General features: G+C 59.4%; 23 protein-coding genes. 5 read left to right on the top strand and 18 right to left on the bottom strand.

Annotated elements, in window-relative coordinates; genetic code table 11:
- Positions 1-73 precede the first annotated feature (73 nt).
- Positions 74-616, bottom strand: a complete 543-nt coding sequence (locus tag VJ698_RS22805; protein WP_324105115.1) for a peptidylprolyl isomerase — start codon at positions 614-616, stop codon at positions 74-76.
- 91 nt (positions 617-707) lie between these two features.
- Between VJ698_RS22805 and VJ698_RS22800 the strand changes: the two genes are divergently transcribed.
- Together VJ698_RS22800 and VJ698_RS22795 are read left to right on the top strand one after the other, a co-directional pair.
- Entirely contained in the window at positions 708-1835 is a 1128-nt protein-coding gene (locus VJ698_RS22800) for a cupin domain-containing protein (protein ID WP_324105114.1), read from the top strand.
- Between the two features lie 218 nt (positions 1836-2053).
- A complete protein-coding gene (locus tag VJ698_RS22795) occupies positions 2054-2317 on the top strand; it encodes a hypothetical protein (protein WP_324105113.1) in 264 nt (87 codons plus the stop codon).
- Between the two features lie 79 nt (positions 2318-2396).
- On the opposite strand, the gene VJ698_RS22790 is transcribed toward VJ698_RS22795, so the two are convergent.
- The 10 genes from VJ698_RS22790 to VJ698_RS22745 form a co-directional block, all read right to left on the bottom strand.
- The gene (locus VJ698_RS22790) at positions 2397-3170 is read right to left on the bottom strand and encodes an MBL fold metallo-hydrolase (RefSeq protein ID WP_324105112.1); all 774 of its coding nucleotides are present in this window, start codon (positions 3168-3170) and stop codon (positions 2397-2399) included.
- 13 nt (positions 3171-3183) lie between these two features.
- On the bottom strand, positions 3184-4335 hold the full coding sequence (bamC, locus tag VJ698_RS22785; protein ID WP_324105196.1) for an outer membrane protein assembly factor BamC: 1152 nt from the start codon (positions 4333-4335) through the stop codon (positions 3184-3186).
- 52 nt (positions 4336-4387) lie between these two features.
- A complete protein-coding gene (dapA, locus tag VJ698_RS22780) occupies positions 4388-5266 on the bottom strand; it encodes a 4-hydroxy-tetrahydrodipicolinate synthase (RefSeq protein ID WP_324105111.1) in 879 nt (292 codons plus the stop codon).
- 71 nt (positions 5267-5337) lie between these two features.
- On the bottom strand, positions 5338-5922 hold the full coding sequence (locus VJ698_RS22775) for a class I SAM-dependent methyltransferase (RefSeq protein ID WP_324105110.1): 585 nt from the start codon (positions 5920-5922) through the stop codon (positions 5338-5340).
- 17 nt (positions 5923-5939) lie between these two features.
- Positions 5940-7142, bottom strand: a complete 1203-nt coding sequence (locus tag VJ698_RS22770) for a tryptophan--tRNA ligase (protein WP_324105109.1) — start codon at positions 7140-7142, stop codon at positions 5940-5942.
- A gap of 6 nt (positions 7143-7148) precedes the next feature.
- The gene (locus VJ698_RS22765) at positions 7149-7808 is read right to left on the bottom strand and encodes a site-2 protease family protein (protein ID WP_324105108.1); all 660 of its coding nucleotides are present in this window, start codon (positions 7806-7808) and stop codon (positions 7149-7151) included.
- Between the two features lie 108 nt (positions 7809-7916).
- Positions 7917-8540 carry an L-threonylcarbamoyladenylate synthase gene (locus VJ698_RS22760; RefSeq protein WP_324105107.1) on the bottom strand — a complete coding sequence of 208 codons (624 nt, stop codon included), beginning with the start codon at positions 8538-8540 and terminating at the stop codon, positions 7917-7919.
- Between the two features lie 52 nt (positions 8541-8592).
- Entirely contained in the window at positions 8593-9474 is an 882-nt protein-coding gene (gene htpX, locus VJ698_RS22755; protein ID WP_324105106.1) for a protease HtpX, read from the bottom strand.
- Positions 9475-9593: 119 nt separating this feature from the next.
- Positions 9594-10430 carry a 3',5'-nucleoside bisphosphate phosphatase gene (locus VJ698_RS22750; protein ID WP_324105105.1) on the bottom strand — a complete coding sequence of 279 codons (837 nt, stop codon included), beginning with the start codon at positions 10428-10430 and terminating at the stop codon, positions 9594-9596.
- 77 nt (positions 10431-10507) lie between these two features.
- Entirely contained in the window at positions 10508-11383 is an 876-nt protein-coding gene (locus VJ698_RS22745; protein ID WP_324105104.1) for an alpha/beta hydrolase, read from the bottom strand.
- A gap of 107 nt (positions 11384-11490) precedes the next feature.
- On the opposite strand from VJ698_RS22745, the gene VJ698_RS22740 reads away from it, so the two are divergent.
- Complete coding sequence (locus VJ698_RS22740) at positions 11491-13173, top strand: acyl-CoA synthetase (protein ID WP_324105103.1); 1683 nt, start codon at positions 11491-11493, stop codon at positions 13171-13173.
- Here the strand turns inward: VJ698_RS22740 and VJ698_RS22735 are convergent, their stop codons facing one another.
- The 3 genes from VJ698_RS22735 to VJ698_RS22725 form a co-directional block, all read right to left on the bottom strand.
- Positions 13174-14199 (bottom strand): patatin-like phospholipase family protein, encoded by a 1026-nt coding sequence (locus VJ698_RS22735; protein ID WP_324105102.1) that lies wholly within the window; start codon positions 14197-14199, stop codon positions 13174-13176. It abuts the gene before it with no gap.
- 149 nt (positions 14200-14348) lie between these two features.
- Positions 14349-14633: a hypothetical protein gene (locus tag VJ698_RS22730; RefSeq protein ID WP_324105101.1), complete on the bottom strand. Its 285-nt coding sequence runs from the start codon at positions 14631-14633 to the stop codon at positions 14349-14351.
- 164 nt (positions 14634-14797) lie between these two features.
- On the bottom strand, positions 14798-15628 hold the full coding sequence (locus tag VJ698_RS22725) for a ferritin-like domain-containing protein (protein ID WP_324105100.1): 831 nt from the start codon (positions 15626-15628) through the stop codon (positions 14798-14800).
- Between the two features lie 56 nt (positions 15629-15684).
- On the opposite strand from VJ698_RS22725, the gene VJ698_RS22720 reads away from it, so the two are divergent.
- A complete protein-coding gene (locus tag VJ698_RS22720; RefSeq protein ID WP_324105099.1) occupies positions 15685-16212 on the top strand; it encodes a gamma carbonic anhydrase family protein in 528 nt (175 codons plus the stop codon).
- A gap of 109 nt (positions 16213-16321) precedes the next feature.
- Complete coding sequence (gene hslO / locus VJ698_RS22715; protein WP_324105098.1) at positions 16322-17251, top strand: Hsp33 family molecular chaperone HslO; 930 nt, start codon at positions 16322-16324, stop codon at positions 17249-17251.
- Positions 17252-17412: 161 nt separating this feature from the next.
- On the opposite strand, the gene ftsB is transcribed toward hslO, so the two are convergent.
- The 4 genes from ftsB to VJ698_RS22695 all read right to left on the bottom strand — a co-directional run bounded on the left by ftsB (position 17413) and on the right by VJ698_RS22695 (position 21729).
- Complete coding sequence (gene ftsB, locus VJ698_RS22710; RefSeq protein WP_324105097.1) at positions 17413-17751, bottom strand: cell division protein FtsB; 339 nt, start codon at positions 17749-17751, stop codon at positions 17413-17415.
- Between the two features lie 53 nt (positions 17752-17804).
- Positions 17805-19088: a phosphopyruvate hydratase gene (gene eno, locus VJ698_RS22705; protein ID WP_324105096.1), complete on the bottom strand. Its 1284-nt coding sequence runs from the start codon at positions 19086-19088 to the stop codon at positions 17805-17807.
- Between the two features lie 131 nt (positions 19089-19219).
- Entirely contained in the window at positions 19220-20074 is an 855-nt protein-coding gene (gene kdsA / locus VJ698_RS22700) for a 3-deoxy-8-phosphooctulonate synthase (protein WP_324105095.1), read from the bottom strand.
- Complete coding sequence (locus VJ698_RS22695; RefSeq protein WP_324105094.1) at positions 20071-21729, bottom strand: CTP synthase; 1659 nt, start codon at positions 21727-21729, stop codon at positions 20071-20073. The genes kdsA and VJ698_RS22695 overlap by 4 nt, the downstream gene beginning before the upstream one ends.
- Positions 21730-21798 lie beyond the last annotated feature (69 nt).

Here is a 21798-nt window from a genome sequence, read left to right as displayed (position 1 = left end):
CGCATCCGCACCGGTTTGTATTATTCACCCAAGCCTTGTAATACCTGCATCGCGACATGGGATGCGGACCGACTTACTGCAGCGGGAAACTGCGGAATTGATCACCCTCATCATCCTCCATGTCATCGTCGTGATGATGCCCATGGTCGCCATGCACATGCTGGTGCGCGATTTCCTCCTCAGAGGCATTGCGTACATCAGCAACATTAAGGTTGAAACGCAAGGCCATGCCCGCGAGCGGATGGTTTCCATCCAGGACAACCTTGTCTTCCGCGATGTCGGTCACGGTAAAGATCAGCGACTCGTCGCTTTCTTCGCCGCCGTCCGGCGTACCCTCGAACTGCATGCCGACTTCAATCGGCTCGGGAAGCCTGCTGCGCGGCTCAATTTTGATCAGGCTCGGATCGTATTCGCCGAACGCATCATCCGGCTCAACCTGGATGGTGGTTTCGAAGCCGACATCCTTGCCATCCAGCGCCTCTTCGATCTTCGGCAATGTATTCTCATAGCCACCGTGCAGATACACCATCGGCTCGCGGCTTTCCTCAATCAGATTGCCCTGCGCATCCGACAATTTGTAGTGCACCGTCACTACCGTATTTTTGGCAATCTTCATGGCCACACCTTTCAAAAAGAAGTTTCGCGATTATACCCGGCGGCACCGGCGGCTGGCTTACCAGCAATAGCCGTGCCTATATAATCGCGGAATGAACAAGCTTACTCTCCTCGGCAACATCACGCCGCAACGCTTCTTGCGCGAATACTGGCACAAGAAACCGCTCCTGATCCGCCAAGCCATCCCCGGCTTCAAGCCGCTCCTTACCCGCGAACAGCTGGCAGAACTTGCCACGCACGACGATGTGGAATCGCGTCTGATATCTCACTTCGGCGCGCACTGGGAAATGCGTTCCGGCCCCTTCACCGAACTCCCTCCCTGGGAGAAAAAAGGCTGGACCATGCTCGTGCAAGGCGTCAACCTTCACCACGACGCCGCTGACGCTCTGATGCAGCAATTCCGATTCATACCGGATGCGCGACTGGACGATCTCATGATCAGCTATGCCACGGACACCGGCGGCGTCGGCCCGCACTTCGATTCCTACGATGTTTTCCTGCTGCAGGCCCATGGTCAGCGGCGCTGGCGCATCAGCGCGCAAAAGGACTTGTCGCTGATTGAAGGCATGCCCCTGAAAATCTTGAAAAACTTCCATGTCGAGCAGGAATTCATCCTGGAGCCAGGAGATATGCTCTACCTGCCACCCCATTTCGCACATGACGGCATTGCCGTCGGCGAATGCATGACCTATTCCGTCGGCTTCCGCGCTCCCTCCTACCAGGAAATCGGCGAATCCTTCCTGCAATTCATGGCAGACTCGATCGAACTGCCTGGTCGCTACGCCGACCCCGACCTGTCACCCAGCCGGCATCCAGCCGAACTCGGCAATGCGATGCTGGAACACGTGGCTGGCGAAATTTCAAAGATCCGCTTTACGCGGGACGATATCACCATCTTTCTGGGAGAGTATCTTTCGGAACCCAAACCAAATGTATTCTTCGAATCTCCGACACGCAGTTTGTCCCTGAAACGCTTTGCACAAGCCGCTGCGCGGCAGGGTGTTTCGCTGTCACGGAAAACACGGATGTTGTATCGCGGCAAGTATGTGTTCATCAACGGCGAATCATTCACTGTCAAGCGCGAGGACAAGGCACCGCTCACCATATTGGCAAACGAGCGCAGGCTTGAAGGAAAGCTGGTCAGCACCGTCTCCAGCGATGTTCTGGAAACGTTGTGCACCTGGCACGAGGATGGATGGCTGAAACTAGGTCAAGAATAGCAATTGGACGTGTTGTCCGCTTACAAAACGCTTACTAAAAAGAAAAAGCGATGTGTCTTGTTGTAAAAAAACCCGTTATAATTGCGAGTTAGGAAGTTTTCCATGTGTGGCGATGCAGCATTTCTTGGCAAAGCCGGCGAAAACCCCTATCGAGCGATAATTACCGGTAATTATTATTCGCACTGATTTTTGATAATAATCTTTGAAGGAAAAAATCCATGAAAAAGACCCTGCTGATCGCTTCCCTGTTGGCTGTTGCTCTGGCTGCTTGCGGCAAGAAAGAAGAAGCTGCTGCTCCGGCACCGGCACCCGCTCCTGCTGCTGAAGCTCCTGCTGCTGCTCCGGCTGCTGCTGCTCCGGCTGCTTCCGAAGCTGCTCCGGCTGCTGCCGCTCCGGCTGCTTCCGAAGCTGCTCCGGCTGCTGCCGCTCCGGCTGCTTCCGAAGCTGCTCCGGCTGCTGCCAGCGCATCCGCTTCCAAGTAATCCTCGATTGCTTGAGCAAAAGCCGACCCTCGGGTCGGCTTTTTTTCGTCTTGTCATCCTCGGTAGTCTGGATACCGCCTCAGTTCGTGAGATCGATCCAACCGAAACCTTCCTCCTGACCGGCGATCATCACCTGCTCTGCAGGCATTACACTGCATAAGGCTGCCCGCGCAAGTTCCGGCGTATTGTTCTGCTGGCTCAAGTGCGCGCCCACCACTGTTTTCAAACGTTTCCTGTTGATTGCGGCAAGGATTTCTGCGCTTGTGTCGTTGGAGAGATGTCCGAAGGCGCCGCCGATCCGCTGCCGCAACGACGGCGGGTAGGCTGAATTGGCGAGCATCTGGCGGTCGTGGTTGCACTCCAGCACCAAGGCATCACACCCACCGAGCGCATCGACAAGGTGCGGCGTGGACTGGCCCGCATCGGTCAGGACGCCCAGCTTGAATTGACCATCCCTGGCAATATACTGGACGGGCTCGCGTGCATCATGCGGCACTGTATAAGGAATGAGTTCGAGATCGCCGATGGCAAGGCGTTCGCTATCCCTGCAAAAACGCAGATCGACGCCTTCACACGCTTTCCGTACTGCCTGAAAGGTCCCGAAGCTCAGCCACACGGGTAATTGATGGCGGCGGGCAAACTTGAAGACGCCGCCTACGTGATCCTGGTGCTCATGCGTCACCACGATGGCAGCGATGTCGCCGGGCGTCATCCCCAGCCGCTGCAGGCGACGCTCCGTCTCACGGATGGCAAACCCGCAATCCAGCATGACCGTGGTGCGGGTTGTGCCCGAAGTGGAGGAAACAAGCAGCGCGTTACCTTCGCTGCCACTTCCCAAACTGGCAAATTTCAACAGTCGACTTCAGTTACTTGAGTTGCTCGTTCAGCAAGGACAGGATCTTGTCTGACGTCTGCGACGTATCCGCGTGGCCTTCGCTATCAAGGACAGCAACCTGGCTTACAGCACCACTGCTCTTGACGGAAACACGATAACGCTGTGCCGACTTGTTCTTGTCATCGCTGGATCCGAATGAAAATAGCTTCGAGAAGAAACCCTTGTCGGAAGCTTTCGCCTTGTCCTGCTCGGGATCCACATAGCGAACATAATACAGTCCTTGGGTACGGTCACGATCTTCCACCGTAAATCCGACACGGTCCAGCGCCAGCCCAACCCGGCGCCATGCGCGATCGAAGCCCTCATCCACCTCGACATACTGGCCATTGGCGTTCTTGACCAGCTTAGCGCGCGGCGGCTGCACACTGGCATTGACCATGGTTTCCTTTGCCTTCACATTTTCCGCACCAAGCCGCGCCATCAGCTTTGACAGAAATTCGGCTTCAAGCCCCGGATCGGAAGGCCGCGGCGTCCACATTGTGCTGTCCTGCTGCTGACCGACCAGCACTTCCTGCATGCCGCGATGGCTGATGTAGATCTCCGTGCCGCCGTCAGCCCGGCGCTCCAGGCGCGTGCGGAACTTGTCACGCTCGCCCGTCGAGTACAGGGAATCAAGCGCCTTGCCCAAAGTGTTGCGAATAAAATCCTGCGGAATCTTCGCGCGATTCTCGGCCCAGTCAGTTTCCATCACGCCGGTTTGGGGTGACTCCGTCGCCAAGAGAAAGCCGTTGTCCTGCCAGAAATCCTTGATCTCCGGCCACAGCACTTCGGGACTCTGCTTGACGACCAGCCAGCGCTGGCTGCCCGCCCGCTCGATATGCGCATCAGCATTCGCATTGGGCGCAACCGTCGCCGTGGAGGTCGGTTTAACACCTTGCTGGAGGTTGTAGCCCGACGCGGTCGCTGTGCCGCGATTATTTTCCGGTATCGCATAACGATTCTCGCGCTGAAGCTGTGTCAGGTCCGGCGGAACCTCCAGCGAGGGCGCCTTTCCGGCACTCTTGTAATCCACGCGGTCCGGCTCCAACACCGATCCGACGGAGCTGCAGCCTGCAAGGCCGGCAAGCGCCAGCGCGAAAATAAGTCCACGTTGAGCCGTGTGTGCGTTCTTGCGAATAATCATGTCGATGCTGAAAGGGATGGAATCTGTTGTCTTGCCGAAATATAGACGGGGCTTATTGTAATACACCCGACTCGCGCAACGCGGCACGCACCGTCTCGTGGAAGCCGGCGCCAAGCGGCACTAGCGGCAGGCGGATCCCCGGCGGGATCAGGCCCATCTCGGTCATCGCCCACTTTACGGGCACCGGATTCGGCTCGACAAACAGCTTGTTATGCAGCGGCAGCAGCCTGTTGTTGATGGCAACCGCTTCCGCCACCTTGCCGCCCATCGCAGCAGCGCAGAGATCGTGCATGCCGCGCGGAGCGACGTTGGCCGTCACCGAGATGTTTCCTTTCGCGCCACAGAACATCAGGGCCATCGCGGTCGGGTCGTCGCCCGAATATACCGCGAAGGATTTCGGTGCGAGACGGATCAGGTCGCTGCCGCGTCCGATGTTGCCGGTAGCATCCTTGACGCCAATGATGCCGGGCACTTGGGCGAGGCGAACAATGGTGTCATTCGACATGTCGGCCACCGTGCGGCCCGGCACATTGTAGAGGATCACCGGCAGGTCGACCGCTTCCGCGATCTTCCTGAAATGCTGGTACATGCCTTCTTGGGTCGGACGGTTGTAGTACGGGACCACCTGCAGGGAAGCATCCGCACCGACGCGCTTCGCATATTCGGTGAGTTCGATCGCTTCAGTCGTCGAATTCCCACCGGTGCCGGCGATGACGGGAATGCGTTTGGCAGTATGTTCGACCGCGATCTTAATCAACTCGCAATGCTCTTCCACCGATACGGTCGGCGACTCGCCTGTCGTGCCGACGATAACGATGCCGTCGGTGCCTTCCGCGATATGCCAGTCGATCAGTTTGCGCAAACCCGGCAAGTCGAGACTGCCGTCTGCGTGCATGGGGGTGACGATTGCGACAATGCTGCCCTGAATCATGATGTTATTCGGTAAAGAGAGAAAACATTGATTGTAGCGGATAGCCTGCTCCCGTGGGGCAATCCCGCCGATCAATTCAGGCGCAAGCGCTGCGGATCGAGGTGCGAATCCGCGCGCGTGGCGCAGATGCGCTGAACCATCGCCGGCTTTGGCGATTCGACGTAGCCATCCTCGAAGGCGAGGATGCGCAATGCATGGCCAGGCACGCCTGCAACCAGCTCCAGCAGCTCTCCTGTCCTCAGGAGAAACAGGGGGTTGGAAGGCTTGCCAAAATGCTCATTTCCCTGCGCAAAAGTTTCGTAGATGAGTACGCCTCCAGGTGCGAGGCTGTGGAGGATGTGGGGTAAGAGCGGGCGATGCAGGTAGTTGGTCACTACGATGCCGGCGAATCTGCCGGGAGAGAATGGCCATCGCACGCCCTCCACTTCGAGATCAATCTGTTGCGTCTCGATCAATGGGCCGGCCGCGCTGCGGAGCGCTGCAGAGTCGCGATCAACTGCCACCACCGGATGGCCGAGCGAAGCCAGCAGGCGCGCATGCCTGCCGCCGCCGCACGCCAGGTCCAGCACTTCGCCATCCGGAATCAGCGCGGCAAAGCGCTGCACCCAGGGCGATGGCTGGTCGGTGAAGGCGTGCGTTTGGGAAGCGTTCTGCACTTGATGGAAGCTGCGTCTCAGCTGTAGTTGAGACCCATCGCCTCGCGCACGTCGCGCATTGTTTCCTGGGCCAGCTTGCGTGCCTTGTCGCAGCCGTCAGCGACGATCGCACGGACGAGCGAAGGATCGTCGAGATACTTCTGTGCGCGCTCGCGCATCGGCTCCTGTTCCTTCAGGATCGCGTCGATCACGGGCTGCTTGCACTCGAGGCAGCCAATACCGGCCGACTTGCAGCCTTTCACCACCCAGTCCTTGGTCTCGTTGTCGGAATAGACCTGGTGAAGCTGCCACACCGGGCACTTCTCCGGGTCGCCCGGATCGGTACGGCGCACGCGTGCCGGATCGGTGGGCATGGTGCGAATCTTCTTCGTGACCGTTTCCTTGTCCTCGCGCAGCGTGATGGCATTGCCGTAGCTCTTCGACATCTTCTGCCCGTCGAGGCCGGGCAGGCGCGATGCTTCGGTCAGGCGAGCCTGCGGCTCGACCAGGATCAGCTTGCGGCTGCCCTCGAGATAGCCAAACAGGCGCTCGCGGTCGATCATGGACAGGTTCTGCGCTTCATCGAGCATGGCCTTGGCCTGCTCCAGCGCGTCGGCATTGCCCTGCTCCTGGAATTCGGTACGCAATTCCGTGTAGATCCGCGCGCGCTTGCTCCCAAGTTTCTTGACCGCTTCCTGCGCCTTTTCTTCGAAGCCTTTTTCCTTGCCGTAGAGGTGGTTAAAGCGGCGCGCCAGTTCACGCATCATTTCGATGTGCGGAATCTGGTCTTCGCCGACCGGGACCAGGCTGGCTCGATAGATCAGCACGTCGGCGGCCTGCAGCAGCGGATAGCCGAGAAAGCCATAGGTGGCAAGGTCACGATCAGCGAGCTTTTCCTGCTGGTCCTTGTAGGTCGGAACGCGCTCCAGCCAGCCAAGCGGCGTTGCCATCGACAGCAGCAGGTGCAGTTCCGCGTGCTCGGGCACCTTGGACTGGATGAATATCGTTGCCTGCGCAGGATCGATGCCGGCGGCAAGCCAGTCGATCACCATGTCCCAGACGCTGGTTTCAATGATGCTGGGATCGTCGTAGTGCGTGGTCAATGCATGCCAGTCGGCGACGAAGAACAGGCAGGGCAATTCGGATTGCATCTTGATCCAGTTCTTGAGGGCGCCGTGATAATGGCCAAGGTGCATTGCACCAGTCGGACGCATGCCGGAAACAACACGATCGGGATACATAGTGGTTCAACTCAGAAAAATGGTCAGAGGGGAAAGAATCAATCTCAACGCAGCGTGCGCGACTGTCATCACGGGCACCATCCAGAAATACAGCACCTTGAGCATGACCAGCGCCATCACGATGAAAAAACCATAAGGCTCGATCTGCGCGAACTTGTAGGCATAGCGATGCGGCAAGATGGCAGTGAGCACGCGCCCGCCGTCAAGCGGCGGCACAGGAAACAGGTTGAATGCAAACATCACCAGGTTGCTCAGCACACCCGCCTCCGCCATGCGATTGAAGAACTCTTCTTCGACACCGGAGACCCCGAGAATGATCGCAAATATCATCCACATCAAGGCCATGACAAAGTTGGCTGCGGGGCCGGCGAGCGCGACCCACGCCATGTCGCGCTTGGGCTTGCGCAACTTGCCGAAATCGATGGGTACCGGCTTGGCATAACCGAACAGAAAGGCGCCGGCGGTCGCAACATACAACAGGATCGGAATGACAATCGTACCGAAGGGATCGACGTGCTTGAGCGGATTCAGGCTCATGCGTCCCTGCATGTAGGCAGTCGAATCGCCGAAATAGCGGGCAGCGTAGGCGTGTGCGGCTTCGTGCAGGGTAATCGCAAAGAGCACTGGCAGCGCATAGACTGCGATTGTTTGAATTAGGTCATCCATGGGGACAGATTCTATCAGAGGGTCGCTGCAGGCAATCCTGCAGGCGGGAAAAGGCTGGAACACGCGGCCTGCCGCCTGCAAGCCGCGAAAAATGCCGGAAAGAGCTGCTTACAGGCCAAACGGAGCAGGATCACCGCTGCCTTGGCGCAACAGCACGGGTTCGTCTCCGGTCAGGTCGATTACGGTCGTCGGCACCAGGCTGCAGGCGCCACCGTCGATCACGAGGTCGACCTGGCGTGCCAGTTGATCCCGCACCTCTTCCGGATCGGTCAGCGGTTCGCTTTCACCCGGGAGAATCAGCGTTGTTCCCAGCAAGGGTTGGCCAAGCTCGTCCAGCAGTGCATGAACGATCTGGTTCTCGGGCACCCGCAAGCCGATGGTCTTGCGTGATGGATGGCTCAGGCGCCGAGGCACTTCCTTGGTCGCCTCGAGGATGAAGGTGTACGCGCCGGGGGTCGCGTTCTTCAGCAGCCGGTACTGCCGGTTGTCGACGCGAGCGTACTGCGCAATCTCGCTCAGATCGCGGCACAGAAGCGTCAGATGGTGCTTGTCGTCGATGCCGCGGATGCGTCGGATGCGTTCAACGGCCGCCTTGTCATCGAGGTGGCAAACCAGCGCATAGCAGGAATCGGTCGGCAATGCGACGATGCCGCCTTGGTGGATGATCTGCGCAGCCTGCTTGATCAGGCGCAGTTGCGGATTGTCGGGATGGATTTGAAAAAACTGGCTCATAAAAGAACGGCGGGTGTCCGAAGACAACCGCCGCGTGGATTCTTGTCAGTAATCAGCGCGTGCCACGCAGCGCTGCGATACGTTCTTCGATCGGCGGGTGGGTTGCAAACAGTGCGGAGAAACCACCGCCGCCACCATTGATGCCGAAGGATTTGAAGTTTTCGGGCATGTGCTCCGGCGGTTCCAGCCCGCCGAGTCGCGCCAGCGCCTTGACCATCGGCTGCGGCGTGCCGAGCAGATGGGCTGATCCGGCATCTGCGCGGAATTCCCGATAGCGGGAGAACCAGGCGACGATGATGGATGCAAGAATGCCGAACAGGATCTCGCAGACAAATACCGTGATGGCGTAGCCGATACCGGGGCCGCGATCATCATTATTGCGGAATACTGCCTTGTCGATCATGAAGCCGACCACACGCGCCAGGAACACCACGAAGGTATTCACCACGCCCTGGATCAGCGTCAGCGTCACCATGTCGCCATTGGAGACGTGCGCGATTTCATGTCCGAGGACTGCCTCAACCTCATCGCGGTTCATACTCTCCAGCAGACCGGTCGATACGGCAACAAGTGCGGAATTCTTGAACGCGCCGGTGGCAAATGCATTCGGTTCGCCTTCGTAGACAGCGACTTCCGGCATGGCGATACCGGCCCGGTCAGCGAGCTTCCTGACGGTGTCGAGCAGCCACATTTCCGTGGACGAGGACGGGGAGTCGATGACATGCGCACCTGTCGACCACTTTGCCATCTGCTTGCTCATCAACAGTGAAATGATCGCGCCGGTGAAGCCAATCACCAGCGAATACACCATCAGCGTCCCAAGATTAAGGCCGTTCGCCGTCAGGTAGCGGTTCACCCCGAGCACGGACAGCACGACCGACATCACCAGCATGACGGCAAGATTGGTCGCCAGGAAAAGTACGATACGCTTCATTCAGCAGCCTCCAGATTCAAGCGATGCATAGATTGAGGTTGTTTGCCAGAAATTCAAGTGCCGGCAATGATGCCACAAGCGCAAACCCGAGACACCTGCTGCCGCGGCATTTCTGGCAATCACCAACGCCAATCGTGCCAGACAGGAACCACGCTGGCAGGCAACGGTGGCAAGGCGCCGAGATCGGTCTGGGATTCGCCAGGCGCGTGGAAATCGGAACCGCGGGAGGCGAGCAACCCATAACGCTTCGCGATCGTCGCAAACCGCCCGTACTCCTCTTCGGTATGGCTGCCCGTCACCACTTCCAGCCCGGCACCGCCGAGGCGCTTGAACTCCGACAGGAACACGTCCAGTTCCAGGTCATCGAAATCATAGCGGCCGGGATGCGCGACGATGGCAATACCGCCTGCACCGCGGATCCAGCCGATGGCATCCTTCAGCGCGGCCCAGCGATGCGGGACGAAGCCCGGCTTGCCATCAATCAGGAAATTGGAGAAAACCTCGCTGACGTCCTTGCATGCGCCAGTCTCGACGATATAGCGCGCAAAGTGCGTGCGCGAGATCAAATCCGGATTACCTACGTATTTGAGCGCGCCTTCAAAAGCATCCGGGATACCGACGGCAGCCAGTTGCGCCGCCATTTCGCGTGCGCGGCGCTCGCGTCCGGAACGGGTGTGCTTCAGGCCCTCGGCGAGTTCCTGATTGCGCTCATCGAATTTCAGGCCGACGATATGCACGGTCCGCGCAGCCCAGGTGACGGAAATCTCGACGCCCGTTACGTGGCGCATGCCTAGTGCGGTCGCGGCCTCGCGTGCTTCGGAAATGCCGTCGATCTCATCGTGATCGGTGAGCGCCCAGACGTCGACACCGCCCGCCCTTGCGCGAGCGGCAAGCGCAGCCGGAGCGAGCGCGCCGTCGGAAACATTGGAATGGCAGTGAAGATCGACGTTCAGCATGGAAGAGGAAATGGCAGAGACGACACTCTGGCAATTGTACGCCGACCAGCCCTTCCCTGCCGCACTGCCGGCCAGGATCAGTCGAGGAAACGATCTATCAGCGCCGCAAGGGCCTGCGGCTGGTCATGATGCAGCATGTGCCCGGCGTCATTGATGACAGCGGTCGTGACGTCTGGAATGCACCGGATGCGACGGTCGATCTCGGCGCGTGCCGTTTCCTTCGGCCCCATCCAGCGCCACGCCTGGGTATGATCGGCCTCGACCCAAAGTACGGGCGCGGTGATTGCCTGCCAGCAGGCCATGACTTCGTCGACGCGATAAAGGATCGGGTTGATCAGTTTGTGCGCGGGATCGCCAAGGATTTCCCATTCGCCGCGCGCGTTCGGTGCCGACCAGTGCGCCGCGAGAAAGGCGGCACGTTCGTCGGTCAGGCGCGGATTGGTTTTTTGCAGGCGCGCCGCCACTTCCTCCTTCGAGGCATACGCGCGCATGTGCGGGGGATTGCGCAATTCGTCGAGCCATTTCGCATAACGCCCGGGCGCTTGCTCCGATTGCGTCGCAGGCATGCCAAAACCTTCGAGGTTGATCAGCCTGCGGACCCTGTCGGGTCGCACGCCGGCATAAATGCACGCCACATTGCCGCCCATGCTGTGTCCAAGCAGGTTGACCGGCGCATCGGGCGAGTAATGATCGAGGATGGCATCGAGGTCGCCGAGATAGTCCGCAAACCAGTATGAATCCACGCCGGGATTCTTTGTCAATCCGAATCCGCGCCAGTCCGGTGCAATCACTTGCCAGTCGCGCTGCAGGCAGTCGACGACGAACTGGAAGGACGCGGATACGTCCATCCAGCCATGTACCATGAACAGTTTCGGCGCATGTTCGCTGCCCCAGTGGCGTACGTGGTACTGGAGGCCGCGCACCGGGATGAATTCGGAACGGGAAGATTTCATGTCTCGCAGGCAGGATCAAATAATGTTTTTAATATATCGGCATAATAATCAGGTTCACACCGGACCACTTAATAGCACGACCGTTCGATAATTATACTGGAGAGGCCATGACTTCTGCTGGACGCACTTCGCAACCGGATCAATACAACACGCTGTACAACGAGTTTCGCTGGCATGTTCCAAAGGAATTGAATATTGCCGACGTCTGCTGCGCGCGCTGGGCTGGCGACCCGTCGCGTATCGCCATTTACCACGAGGATGACGCAGGACATGCCGGCACACTCACCTATGCCGCGCTGCATGAACAGGCAAACCGTCTGGCCAATGTGTTACACAAGCTCGGCGTGAAGAAAGGCGACCGGGTCGCCATCATCCTGCCGCAGCGCCCGGAAACGGCGATTGCCCACATGGCATGCTATCGCCTTGGCGCAATCGCCATGCCGCTTTCCATCCTGTTCGGACCAGATGCACTGGAATACCGTTTGCAGAATAGTGAATCGGGGGTAGCCATCGTCGATCAGGCGGGCAGCCAGAACCTGCAGGAAATTCGCGCCAACTGCCCGGCGTTACAGCATGTCATCACCGTTGATTGCGATGCACCTGATGCGCTCGAATGGAATGCCGAACTGGCGAAATCCGGCAGCGATTTTGATCCGGTGCGCACACTCGCAAGCGATCCGGCGGTGTTGATCTACACCAGCGGCACGACAGGTGCCCCGAAGGGCGCCCTGATTCCGCACTCGGCCATCATCGGCAACCTGACCGGTTTCGTCGCCTCGCAAAACTGGTTCCCGCAGGACGGCGATGTGTTCTGGTCGCCGGCTGACTGGGCATGGACTGGCGGCTTGTGGGATGCGCTGATGCCGACACTGTATTTCGGCAAGCCGGTCGTCGGCTATCGTGGGCGCTTCTCGCCGGACACCGCGTTTTACCTGCTCGAAAAGTACGGCGTGACAAACACCTTCCTGTTCCCCACCGCGCTAAAGATGATGATGAAAGCCTATCCGTCACCGCGCGAGAAATTTTCGCTCAAGCTGCGCGCCATCATGAGCGCCGGTGAAGCAGTGGGCGATACGGTATTCAACTGGTGCGAATCGGCGCTCGGCGTCACGCCCAACGAGATGTTCGGCCAGACCGAAATGAACTACATCGTCGGCAACAGCGCACAGCGCTGGCCGGCGAAGCCCGGCAGCATGGGGCGGCCCTACCCCGGCCATCGCGTGGCGGTCATCGACGATGAAGGCAATCCGGTCAAACCGGGCGAAACTGGTGAGGTGGCGTTGAATCGCACCGACATCCATGGCCATCCCGATCCGATCTTCTTCATCGAATACTGGAAGAATCCGGATGCCACGCGCAGCAAATACAGCGGCGACTGGTGCCGCACGGGCGATCTTGCCTCGATCGATGAGGACGGTTATCTCTGGTACCAGGGCCGTGCGGACGACATGTTCAAGGCCGCCGGCTATCGCATCGGGCCTTCCGAAATCGAAAACTGCCTGGTGAAGCATCCCGCCGTAGCGAACGTGGCCGTGGTGCCGAAGCCCGATCCTGAACGCGGCAACATCGTGAAGGCGTATGTTGTACTGACGCCGGATGTCGAGCGCAGCAAGGAAGCCGACGAGAAGCTGATCGCTGAATTGCAACTGCATGTACGCGGCAAGCTTGCGCCTTACGAGTATCCGAAGGAAATCGAATTCATCAGTGAACTGCCGATGACGACCACCGGCAAGGTGCAGCGCCGCATCCTGCGGCTGAAGGAGCAGGAGCAAGCCGCAAGCCGGGGATGATCAGTCAAACAGGCGTGCGAGCCGGAACGAGGAACGCACGCCCAGTTGCTGAAAATTCCGCTTCAGCCACTCTTCGGCACGCCCCCGGCCTTCATCATGCAGACCATTTATGAAGGCCGGATGTGCGTTGAGCTTGCTGTGCCGTCCGAGCTGGCTCATCAGTTCCTGCGATTCGACCCTGTGCATATTGAGCTGTCGCAGCCTGCGCTCGAGTCTCCCAAAGGAAATCCAGCTTCGCCGCGCCTCGCGCTGCGCGATCATCAGGCACTGCAACTCGGTAAAGAAGGTTGAACTGAAACCCATCTCGGTCAGCCTGTGCCAGATGTCATCCGCGGTGACTGGAATCCTGTTGTGCGGCTGAGGATGCAGGAGCACCACCATGACGTCGCGGGCAGTGCACCGGTGCACCAGCGGAAGCAATGGCGGGTTGGCGGTCAGTCCGCCGTCCCAGTAGGCTTCGCCATCGATTTCCACGGCGCGGTGCAGCAGGGGCAGGCAGGCCGAGGCAAGCAGCACATCGAGCGTCAACTGCTTGTTGCGGAACAGTTTCAGGGTGCCGGTACTGACCTGGGTCGTGGCAATGAAAAGCCGTATCCTGCATTCCCTTCGCAGCCGCTCGAAATCCACCTGGCTCGCGAGAATGTCGCGCAGCGGATTGATATCGAAAGGATTGAGCTGATACGGCGAAAAAAAACGCAGCATCGGCATCAACGCCTTGAAAGCGGCGGGCAGGTCGGATTGCGCAGCGAGGTTGACCGGCGCTGCGACATCCGCCGGGATGGCGCTGAACGGGGCACTTCTGGCAATGCTGTCCCAGAAATCCTTGAGGGCCTGACGAGCGCCGTCACGACCGCCAGTAGTGAATCCATGCGCAAGAACCAATGCATTCATCGCCCCGGCACTGGCACCGCTGATGCCCTCGATGTCGATACGCGCGTCTTCCAGCAAGCGGTCGAGCACGCCCCACGTGAACGCGCCGTGCGATCCGCCTCCCTGTAATGCCAGCGTGATGAGTTTTCTTTCCATGGCATGTCCGGCAAGCACAACTACTTGCACCGCATCGGCGTTTGTACGCCCACGCATCGGCTCGAAGTTTGCTCAAGAATTTCCGCGGAAGGCAAGGCCATTCCGCGCAGGTGTTGATGCGCCGAGAACCCGCAAGACCGGCGAACGGGCTATGGCTTTTTCTCTGCGGGCGGCGTGTCCTGCTTGGAATTCTGTGCCTGCTCCGCTTTGTTCTCCAGCTTCTGTCCGAGTTGCTGCATGGTCTCGCCGGCTTTTTCGGCAGCCTTGTTAAGCTCGGTGCCGGCGCGCGCGGCAGCCTGGTCGATCTGCTGGCCGGCCTTTTCCGCCGGACCTTTCGCTTCAGAAGCAGCTTCTTTTTTCTGGCACGCCGCCAAGGCGGCAATCAATACGCCAACTGCGATCCAGGTCGCAGCGGACTTCGTTGGATTGAGCATGTGCGCAGTTCCTTCCCTCGATCAGTTCACGTCTTTTCCAAGGCGAAACCTTGGTCGTCATCAATGCAAAAAAGACAAACGGCACATGACAAAGACCCGCGATCCGGCAGCAAGGTTCCGATACGATTTCAGGCCGGAAATGTCAGCCTGTCGCAGGTGGACGATCAAGTCCTGAGCGCACGCAGCTCCGCTTCGCTAAAGCCCGCGGCTTTTCGTGCTTCCATGTTGAAGGGGCCGCGCAATGCGGGTGCGCGGTATTGCTGTGCGAGTGCGGCATAGGTAGCGAGCGGTTCGAGTTCTCGCGAAGTACACAGCCAGCCGAACCAGTGATTGCCGATGGCGACATGGCCGATCTCGTCGCGCAGGATGATGTCGAGGATGGCGGCGGCGGCAAGGTCGCCGGCCTGCGCCAGCTTGGCGCGCACCGGGGGCGATGCATCCAGCCCGCGCGCTTCCATCGTGCGCGGAACCAGGGCCATGCGCGCCAGCACATCCCCGGCCGTCTTTTCCGCCATGTCCCACAAGCTGTTATGCGCCGGGAAATGGCCGTAGGCGTAGCCGAGGAGCACCAGATGATCTGCCAGCAGGGAGAAATGTAATGCTTCTTCGGCAGCCACTTTCAGCCAGTCGGTGTAATACGCCTGCGGCATGCCGGGGAAGCGCCAGACGGCATCGAGTGCGAGGTTGATTGCATTGAACTCGATGTGCGCCAGCGCATGGATCATTGCCGCGCGTCCATCGATCGTGCGCATGGAACGATGGCTGACCGACAAGGGGGAAACAAGCTCGGGCCGTGCCGGCCGCCCCGGAATGGGGTGTTTCGGAGTGAGCTGAAGGCCGGGGTCGATATCGAGCGCTCCATCCCGCCATCTTTCGGCCAAGGTTTTGACGCCCGCAGCCTTGCGGACGGCATCCGTCTCACTCAACCAGTGCAAGGCAGCGCTGCGCAATTCTGTCATTTCGGCAACGTGAGCCGGGTCGGGCGATGGATTCATGCAAGCGGCTGTAAAATGGCAGGTCAGATTAAAAACCGATCATTCTACGGAATTCCATGGCCATCTTCCAATTGGGCGAACACATCCCTCAAATCGATTCCTCTGCTTACATTACCGACTCCGCGAACATTATCGGCAAGGTGCGCATCGAAGCTAATGCAAGCATCTGGTTCAACGTGACCATCCGTGGCGACAACGAGTTGATTACCGTCGGGGAAAACAGCAATGTGCAGGAAAGCTCGGTATTACATACCGACCCCGGCTGCCCGCTCACGATCGGCAAGAGCGTGACGGTCGGCCATCAGGCCATGCTGCACGGATGCACCGTTGGCGACGGCGCCCTGATCGGCATCCAGGCAGTCATTCTGAATGGCGCGAAGATCGGCAAGAATTGCCTGGTCGGCGCAGGCGCACTGGTGACTGAAGGCAAGGAATTTCCTGACAACTCGCTCATTATCGGTTCACCTGCAAAGGCGGTGCGGACCTTGGGTGAAGATGAGATCGCACGCCTGAAGGCCAATAATGCGACTTACGTCGAACGCGGCCAGTTGTTCAAGAAAGAACTGAAACGGATCGACCGTTGAATATTGCGGGAGTGGCCCCACCATTCCCTCTTAGATACCCCGCTCGCCATGCCGGAGGACGCGGGGAACAGGGCCAGCCCCGGGGCGGCCCTGTCATGCATAGCTCAGAATGATGGACACCTTACAACGCTTTATCTTTGAAAACACTGCGGTGCGCGGTGAACTGGTCGAGATTTCCGATACCTGGAAACAAGTGCAGGCACGCCGCGACTATCCGGCGCCGGTCAAGACGCTCCTGGGCGAGATGCTGGCAGCGGCCGCTCTCCTGTCAGCCAACCTGAAGTTCAAGGGCATGATGGTGATGCAGATGCATGGCGATGGTCCCGTCAAGCTGCTTGTGGTCGAGTGCGACTCGGATCTGCGCCTGAGGGCCACGGCGAAGCTGGGGCATGACGTCGAGATTCCGGAAGGCGCCGGACTCACGCAACTGGTCAATACCCATGGCCGCGGTCGTTTCGTCATCACGCTCGATCCCGCGGACAAGATGCCGGGACAACAGCCGTACCAGGGCATTGTGCCGCTGGATGGTGATTCTGTCGCGGTGGTGATTGAAAACTACATGCTGCGCTCCGAACAGCTGGATACCAAGCTGTGGCTGGCCGCAGACGCCAACGTGTCGCGTGGTCTGCTGCTGCAAAAGCTGCCGCAGGAAGGCGGCATCCTCGCGCATGCTGCAGAAGATGAAGCAGAGGCGTGGAACCGCACCGTGATGCTCGCATCCACGGTGCGCACGCAAGAATTGCTGTCGACCGACATCAACACGCTGATGCACCGCCTGTTCTGGGAGGAGACGATCCGCGTGTTCGAACCGCGTCATCCAAGCTTCCACTGCACGTGCACGCGCGAGAAAGTCGCCAACATGCTCAAGATGCTCGGCAAGCCCGAGGTTGATTCCGCAATTGAGGAACTTGGAAAGCTCTCAATCAACTGCGATTTCTGCGGCCAGCATTACGAGTTCGATGCAGTGGATTGCGCGCAGCTGTTTGCCATCGACAACACGAGTGACGCAATTCAGGCAGCAGGCAGCGTCAGGCATTAAGGGCCTGTCAAGCAAGAACCTGTGCATTTTGACGGCCGAAGCAGTATGCAATGCAAGGCGCTCGTTACGCCGCAATACGGCCACGGCAAGCAGCGAGTAACGCTACAGCACGCTCGCTTTGGCCAGCGAAAAGTGTAATTTATTCCTCGACCAGCCCTAAGTCAGTTCACCTTCTTCGAAGGCGGGTTGGATGAGGCGGCCGGATCGGGCGATGTGGATGGTTTGCTGTTGGCGTCGAGGATCTGAACAAAGATTTCGCCGTCCTTGATCATGCCCAGCTCATAGCGGGCGCGCTCCTCGACAGCGCCCGTTCCTTCGCGCAGGTCGTTGACCTCGGAAGCCAGTTTGGCATTGCGTGCCTTCAGGTCATCATTCTTCTTGCGCGCTGATGCGACCTGATTGTCCAGATCCCAGACGCGCAGCCAGCCGCCCTTGCCCAGCCATAGCGGGTACTGGATCAGCAGGAGCAGGACGGCAAGGCTGAGGGTGATCAGGCGCATTCCGGTATTTTCTACGAAATTGGGGGCTTGCGCCCCCAATTTTTTCGTTCAACTTACTTCAGGTTGTAAAACGCGCTACGGCCGGGGTAGCTGGCGATGTCGCCCAGGTCTTCCTCGATACGCAGCAGCTGGTTGTACTTGGCGATACGGTCGGAACGCGACATCGAACCGGTCTTGATCTGCAGTGCATTCATGCCCACGGCGATGTCGGCAATCGTCGCATCCTCGGTCTCGCCCGAGCGGTGCGAAATCACGGCAGTGTAACCGGCGCGCTTGGCCATTTCGATCGCGGCGAAGGTTTCGGTCAGGGTGCCGATCTGGTTGATCTTGATCAGGATCGAATTGGCGATGTTCTTCTGGATGCCTTCACGCAGAATCTTGGTATTCGTCACGAACAGGTCGTCGCCCACCAGCTGCACTTTCTTGCCGAGCGCATTGGTCAAGGTCGCCCAGCCTTCCCAGTCGTTTTCCGCCATGCCGTCCTCGATCGAGATGATCGGGTACTTGTCGCACCAGGTCGACAGCAGGTTGGTGAAGTCGCCCGACGACAGCACCAGGCCTTCGCCGTCCAGGTGGTACTTGCCGTCCTTGTAGAACTCGGAGGCGGCGCAATCCAGGCCCAGCGCAATCTGGGTGCCCGGCTCGTAGCCGGCCTGCTCGATGGCTTGCAGGATCAGCTTGATGGCCGCTTCATGGTTGTCGACGGAGGGCGCGAAACCGCCCTCGTCGCCCACCGCAGTGGTCAGCTTCTTGTCGTGCAGGATCTTCTTGAGCGTGTGGAACACTTCAGCGCCGTAGCGCACCGCTTCGCGGAAGCTGGGTGCGCCGACCGGGATGATCATGAACTCTTGCAGGTCGAGATTGTTGTCGGCATGTGCGCCGCCGTTGATGACGTTCATCATCGGCACCGGCATCTGCATGGCGCCGGAGCCGCCGAAGTAGCGATACAGCGGCAGGCCGGATTCTTCGGCGGCGGCCTTGGCAACGGCCATCGAGACGGCCAGCGTGGCGTTCGCGCCGAGACGTGCCTTGTTCTCGGTGCCGTCGAGGTCGATCAGGGTACGGTCGAGGAACGCTTGCTCATTGGCGTCGAGCCCCATGATCGCTTCGGAAATCTCGGTATTGATGTTCTCGCAGGCCTTGAGCACACCTTTGCCGAGATAGCGGCTCTTGTCGCCGTCGCGCAGCTCGATGGCTTCACGCGAACCGGTGGAAGCGCCCGACGGAACCGCCGCGCGGCCCATGACGCCGGACTCCAGCAGCACGTCGCACTCGACGGTCGGATTGCCGCGCGAGTCGATCACTTCGCGGCCGATGATGTCAACAATGGCACTCATTCAAATCTCCCAGATCAAAAGAAAATTCCTTGGCCGACGCACCAGAGCCTGCGATGAACAGACCCCAGGCACCGAAAAAGCTTCATTATCATGGAGGGCGTACCGCCCACACCCGAATACCGCAAAACCGATCAAGAAAAATCGGTTTCCAGGAAACCCGCCTTTTTCACCACGCGGTCCAGGTCGACCAGCGTCGCGAGCAATTCCTTCATGCGGCCGAGCGGGACCGCATTGGGGCCGTCGGATTTCGCTTCCGCAGGATTCGGGTGGGTTTCCATGAACAGGCCGGAGATGCCGACTGCGACAGCCGCACGCGCCAGCACCGGCACGAACTCGCGCTGGCCGCCTGATGACGTGCCCTGTCCGCCGGGCAATTGCACCGAATGCGTGGCATCGAACACGACCGGGCATCCGGTCTCGCGCATGATCGCGAGCGAGCGCATGTCCGACACGAGGTTGTTGTAGCCGAACGAGACGCCGCGTTCGCAGGCCATGAAGTTGTCCTGTTCAAGACCGGCTTCGCGCGCCGCCTCACGCGCCTTCTCGATGACATTCTTCATGTCGCCCGGTGCAAGGAACTGCCCCTTCTTGATGTTGACCGGTTTGCCCGACTGGGCGCAGGCGCGAATGAAATCAGTCTGACGGCACAGGAACGCCGGCGTCTGCAACACGTCGACGACCGCCGCTACCGGCTTGATTTCATCGATTTCGTGCAGGTCGGTCAGTACCGGCACGTCTATCTGCTTTTTCACGAGGGCCAGGATTTCCAGGCCCTTGTCCATCCCAAGGCCGCGGAAGGAAGTGCCCGACGAGCGGTTGGCCTTGTCGAAGGAAGATTTGTAGATGAAGGGAATGCCGAGTTCGGTGGTGATCTCCTTCAGGCGGCCGGCGGTATCGAGCGCCATTTGCTGCGATTCGATCACGCAGGGGCCGGCGATAAGGAAGAACGGCCGGTCGAGACCGGCTTCGAAACCGCACAGCTTCATGCCGCTTTCCTCTCGGACGACGCGCGCTTGTGCGCCAGCGCAGCCTTGATGAAGGAGATGAACAAGGGATGGCCGTCACGCGGCGTCGACTTGAATTCCGGATGGTATTGCACACCGACAAACCACGGATGCGCATTATCGCCGGAGCGCGGCAGCTCCATGATTTCGCACAGACCCTCATTCGGTGTGCGCGCCGACACAACCAGGCCCGCTTCTTCCACGCGGTCGAGGTAATGGTTATTGGCTTCGTAGCGATGACGATGACGCTCGGTCACCTTGTCGCCGTAAATCTCTGCTGCGAGTGTGCCCGACTTGACTGGGCAGGTCTGCGCGCCGAGGCGCATCGTGCCGCCGAGGTCGGAATTGGCGTCGCGCTTTTCGATCTTGCCGTCGTGGCTCTGCCACTCGGTGATGAGAGCGACCACCGGGTGTTCGGTCTCGGGGTTGAACTCGGTGGAGTTGGCATTCGCCAGCCCTGCCCTGTTGCGCGCGAATTCGATCAGCGCGACCTGCATGCCGAGGCAGATGCCGAGATACGGCACCTTATGTTCGCGCGCATACTTCGCGGCGGCGATCTTGCCTTCCACGCCACGCTTGCCGAAGCCGCCGGGAACCAGGATGGCATCGTATTTTTCGAGGCTGCCGACGCCCTTGGCTTCGATTTCCTCGGAGTCGATGTATTCGATGTTGACGCGGCTCTCGGTGTGGATGCCTGCATGGCGCAGCGCTTCCGTCAGCGACTTGTACGACTCGGTGAGGTCGACATATTTGCCGACCATGCCGATGGTGACCTCGGCCTTCGGATGTTCAAGTGCGTACACCAGCTTGTTCCACACCGAAAGGTCGGCCGGCTTCGGCGAGAGGCCGAGCTTGTCGCAAATGATCTTGTCCAGCCCCTGGTCGTACAGCATCTGCGGGATCTTGTAGATCGTGTCGGCATCCCAGACGGAAATGACGGCATCTTCCGGCACATTGGAGAACAGCGAAATCTTGGCGCGCTCGTCATCCGGAATGGGACGGTCGGCGCGACACAGCAGCGCGTCCGGCGAGATACCGATCTCGCGGAGCTTCTGCACACTGTGCTGGGTCGGCTTGGTCTTGAGTTCGCCGGCGGACGCGATGTACGGCACCAACGTCAGATGCACGAAGGCCGTCTCATTGCGGCCTGCGCGGAGGCTCAACTGACGCGCGGCTTCGAGGAACGGCAGCGATTCGATATCGCCGACGGTGCCGCCGATCTCCACCAGCGCCACGTCGAAGCCTTCGGCGCCGCGATGGATGTAATCCTGGATTTCATTGGTAATGTGCGGAATCACCTGCACCGTCTTGCCGAGATACTCGCCGCGCCGCTCCTTGCGGATCACGGATTCATAGATCTGGCCGGTAGTGAAGTTGTTGAGCTTCTTCATCTTCGCGGTGATGAAGCGCTCGTAGTGCCCCAGGTCGAGGTCGGTTTCGGCACCGTCATCGGTGACGAACACCTCGCCATGCTGGAACGGGCTCATCGTGCCGGGATCCACGTTGATATAGGGATCGAGCTTGATGAGGGTGACTTTGATGCCGCGCGATTCAAGGATCGCAGCGAGAGATGCGGCTGCAATCCCCTTGCCCAGGGATGAAACAACGCCGCCAGTGACGAATACAAACTTGGTCATTGCTGAGATGTGCCGGACGGCACGTGCGGGAAATTCAAATTATACCCCAAACCGGAATGCCCTCGCCTT

The organism is Noviherbaspirillum sp. (assembly GCF_035254685.1).
In the GTDB taxonomy this organism is placed as follows: domain Bacteria; phylum Pseudomonadota; class Gammaproteobacteria; order Burkholderiales; family Burkholderiaceae_D; genus Noviherbaspirillum.
Note: the sequence above shows the minus strand (reverse complement) of the source record. Positions and strands in the feature narration are given on the sequence as shown.

Excerpts from the sequence above, each read along its gene's own strand:
- VJ698_RS22805 (WP_324105115.1), bottom strand. The coding sequence starts at position 616 with ATGAAGATTGCCAAAAATACGGTAGTGACGGTGCACTACAAATTGTCG.
- VJ698_RS22800 (WP_324105114.1), top strand. The coding sequence starts at position 708 with ATGAACAAGCTTACTCTCCTCGGCAACATCACGCCGCAACGCTTCTTG.
- VJ698_RS22795 (WP_324105113.1), top strand. The coding sequence starts at position 2,054 with ATGAAAAAGACCCTGCTGATCGCTTCCCTGTTGGCTGTTGCTCTGGCT.
- bamC (WP_324105196.1), bottom strand. The coding sequence starts at position 4,335 with ATGATTATTCGCAAGAACGCACACACGGCTCAACGTGGACTTATTTTC.
- dapA (WP_324105111.1), bottom strand. The coding sequence starts at position 5,266 with ATGATTCAGGGCAGCATTGTCGCAATCGTCACCCCCATGCACGCAGAC.
- VJ698_RS22770 (WP_324105109.1), bottom strand. The coding sequence starts at position 7,142 with ATGTATCCCGATCGTGTTGTTTCCGGCATGCGTCCGACTGGTGCAATG.
- VJ698_RS22765 (WP_324105108.1), bottom strand. The coding sequence starts at position 7,808 with ATGGATGACCTAATTCAAACAATCGCAGTCTATGCGCTGCCAGTGCTC.
- VJ698_RS22760 (WP_324105107.1), bottom strand. The coding sequence starts at position 8,540 with ATGAGCCAGTTTTTTCAAATCCATCCCGACAATCCGCAACTGCGCCTG.
- htpX (WP_324105106.1), bottom strand. The coding sequence starts at position 9,474 with ATGAAGCGTATCGTACTTTTCCTGGCGACCAATCTTGCCGTCATGCTG.
- VJ698_RS22750 (WP_324105105.1), bottom strand. The coding sequence starts at position 10,430 with ATGCTGAACGTCGATCTTCACTGCCATTCCAATGTTTCCGACGGCGCG.
- VJ698_RS22745 (WP_324105104.1), bottom strand. The coding sequence starts at position 11,383 with ATGAAATCTTCCCGTTCCGAATTCATCCCGGTGCGCGGCCTCCAGTAC.
- VJ698_RS22740 (WP_324105103.1), top strand. The coding sequence starts at position 11,491 with ATGACTTCTGCTGGACGCACTTCGCAACCGGATCAATACAACACGCTG.
- VJ698_RS22735 (WP_324105102.1), bottom strand. The coding sequence starts at position 14,199 with ATGGAAAGAAAACTCATCACGCTGGCATTACAGGGAGGCGGATCGCAC.
- VJ698_RS22730 (WP_324105101.1), bottom strand. The coding sequence starts at position 14,633 with ATGCTCAATCCAACGAAGTCCGCTGCGACCTGGATCGCAGTTGGCGTA.
- VJ698_RS22725 (WP_324105100.1), bottom strand. The coding sequence starts at position 15,628 with ATGAATCCATCGCCCGACCCGGCTCACGTTGCCGAAATGACAGAATTG.
- VJ698_RS22720 (WP_324105099.1), top strand. The coding sequence starts at position 15,685 with ATGGCCATCTTCCAATTGGGCGAACACATCCCTCAAATCGATTCCTCT.
- hslO (WP_324105098.1), top strand. The coding sequence starts at position 16,322 with ATGATGGACACCTTACAACGCTTTATCTTTGAAAACACTGCGGTGCGC.
- ftsB (WP_324105097.1), bottom strand. The coding sequence starts at position 17,751 with ATGCGCCTGATCACCCTCAGCCTTGCCGTCCTGCTCCTGCTGATCCAG.
- eno (WP_324105096.1), bottom strand. The coding sequence starts at position 19,088 with ATGAGTGCCATTGTTGACATCATCGGCCGCGAAGTGATCGACTCGCGC.
- kdsA (WP_324105095.1), bottom strand. The coding sequence starts at position 20,074 with ATGAAGCTGTGCGGTTTCGAAGCCGGTCTCGACCGGCCGTTCTTCCTT.
- VJ698_RS22695 (WP_324105094.1), bottom strand. The coding sequence starts at position 21,729 with ATGACCAAGTTTGTATTCGTCACTGGCGGCGTTGTTTCATCCCTGGGC.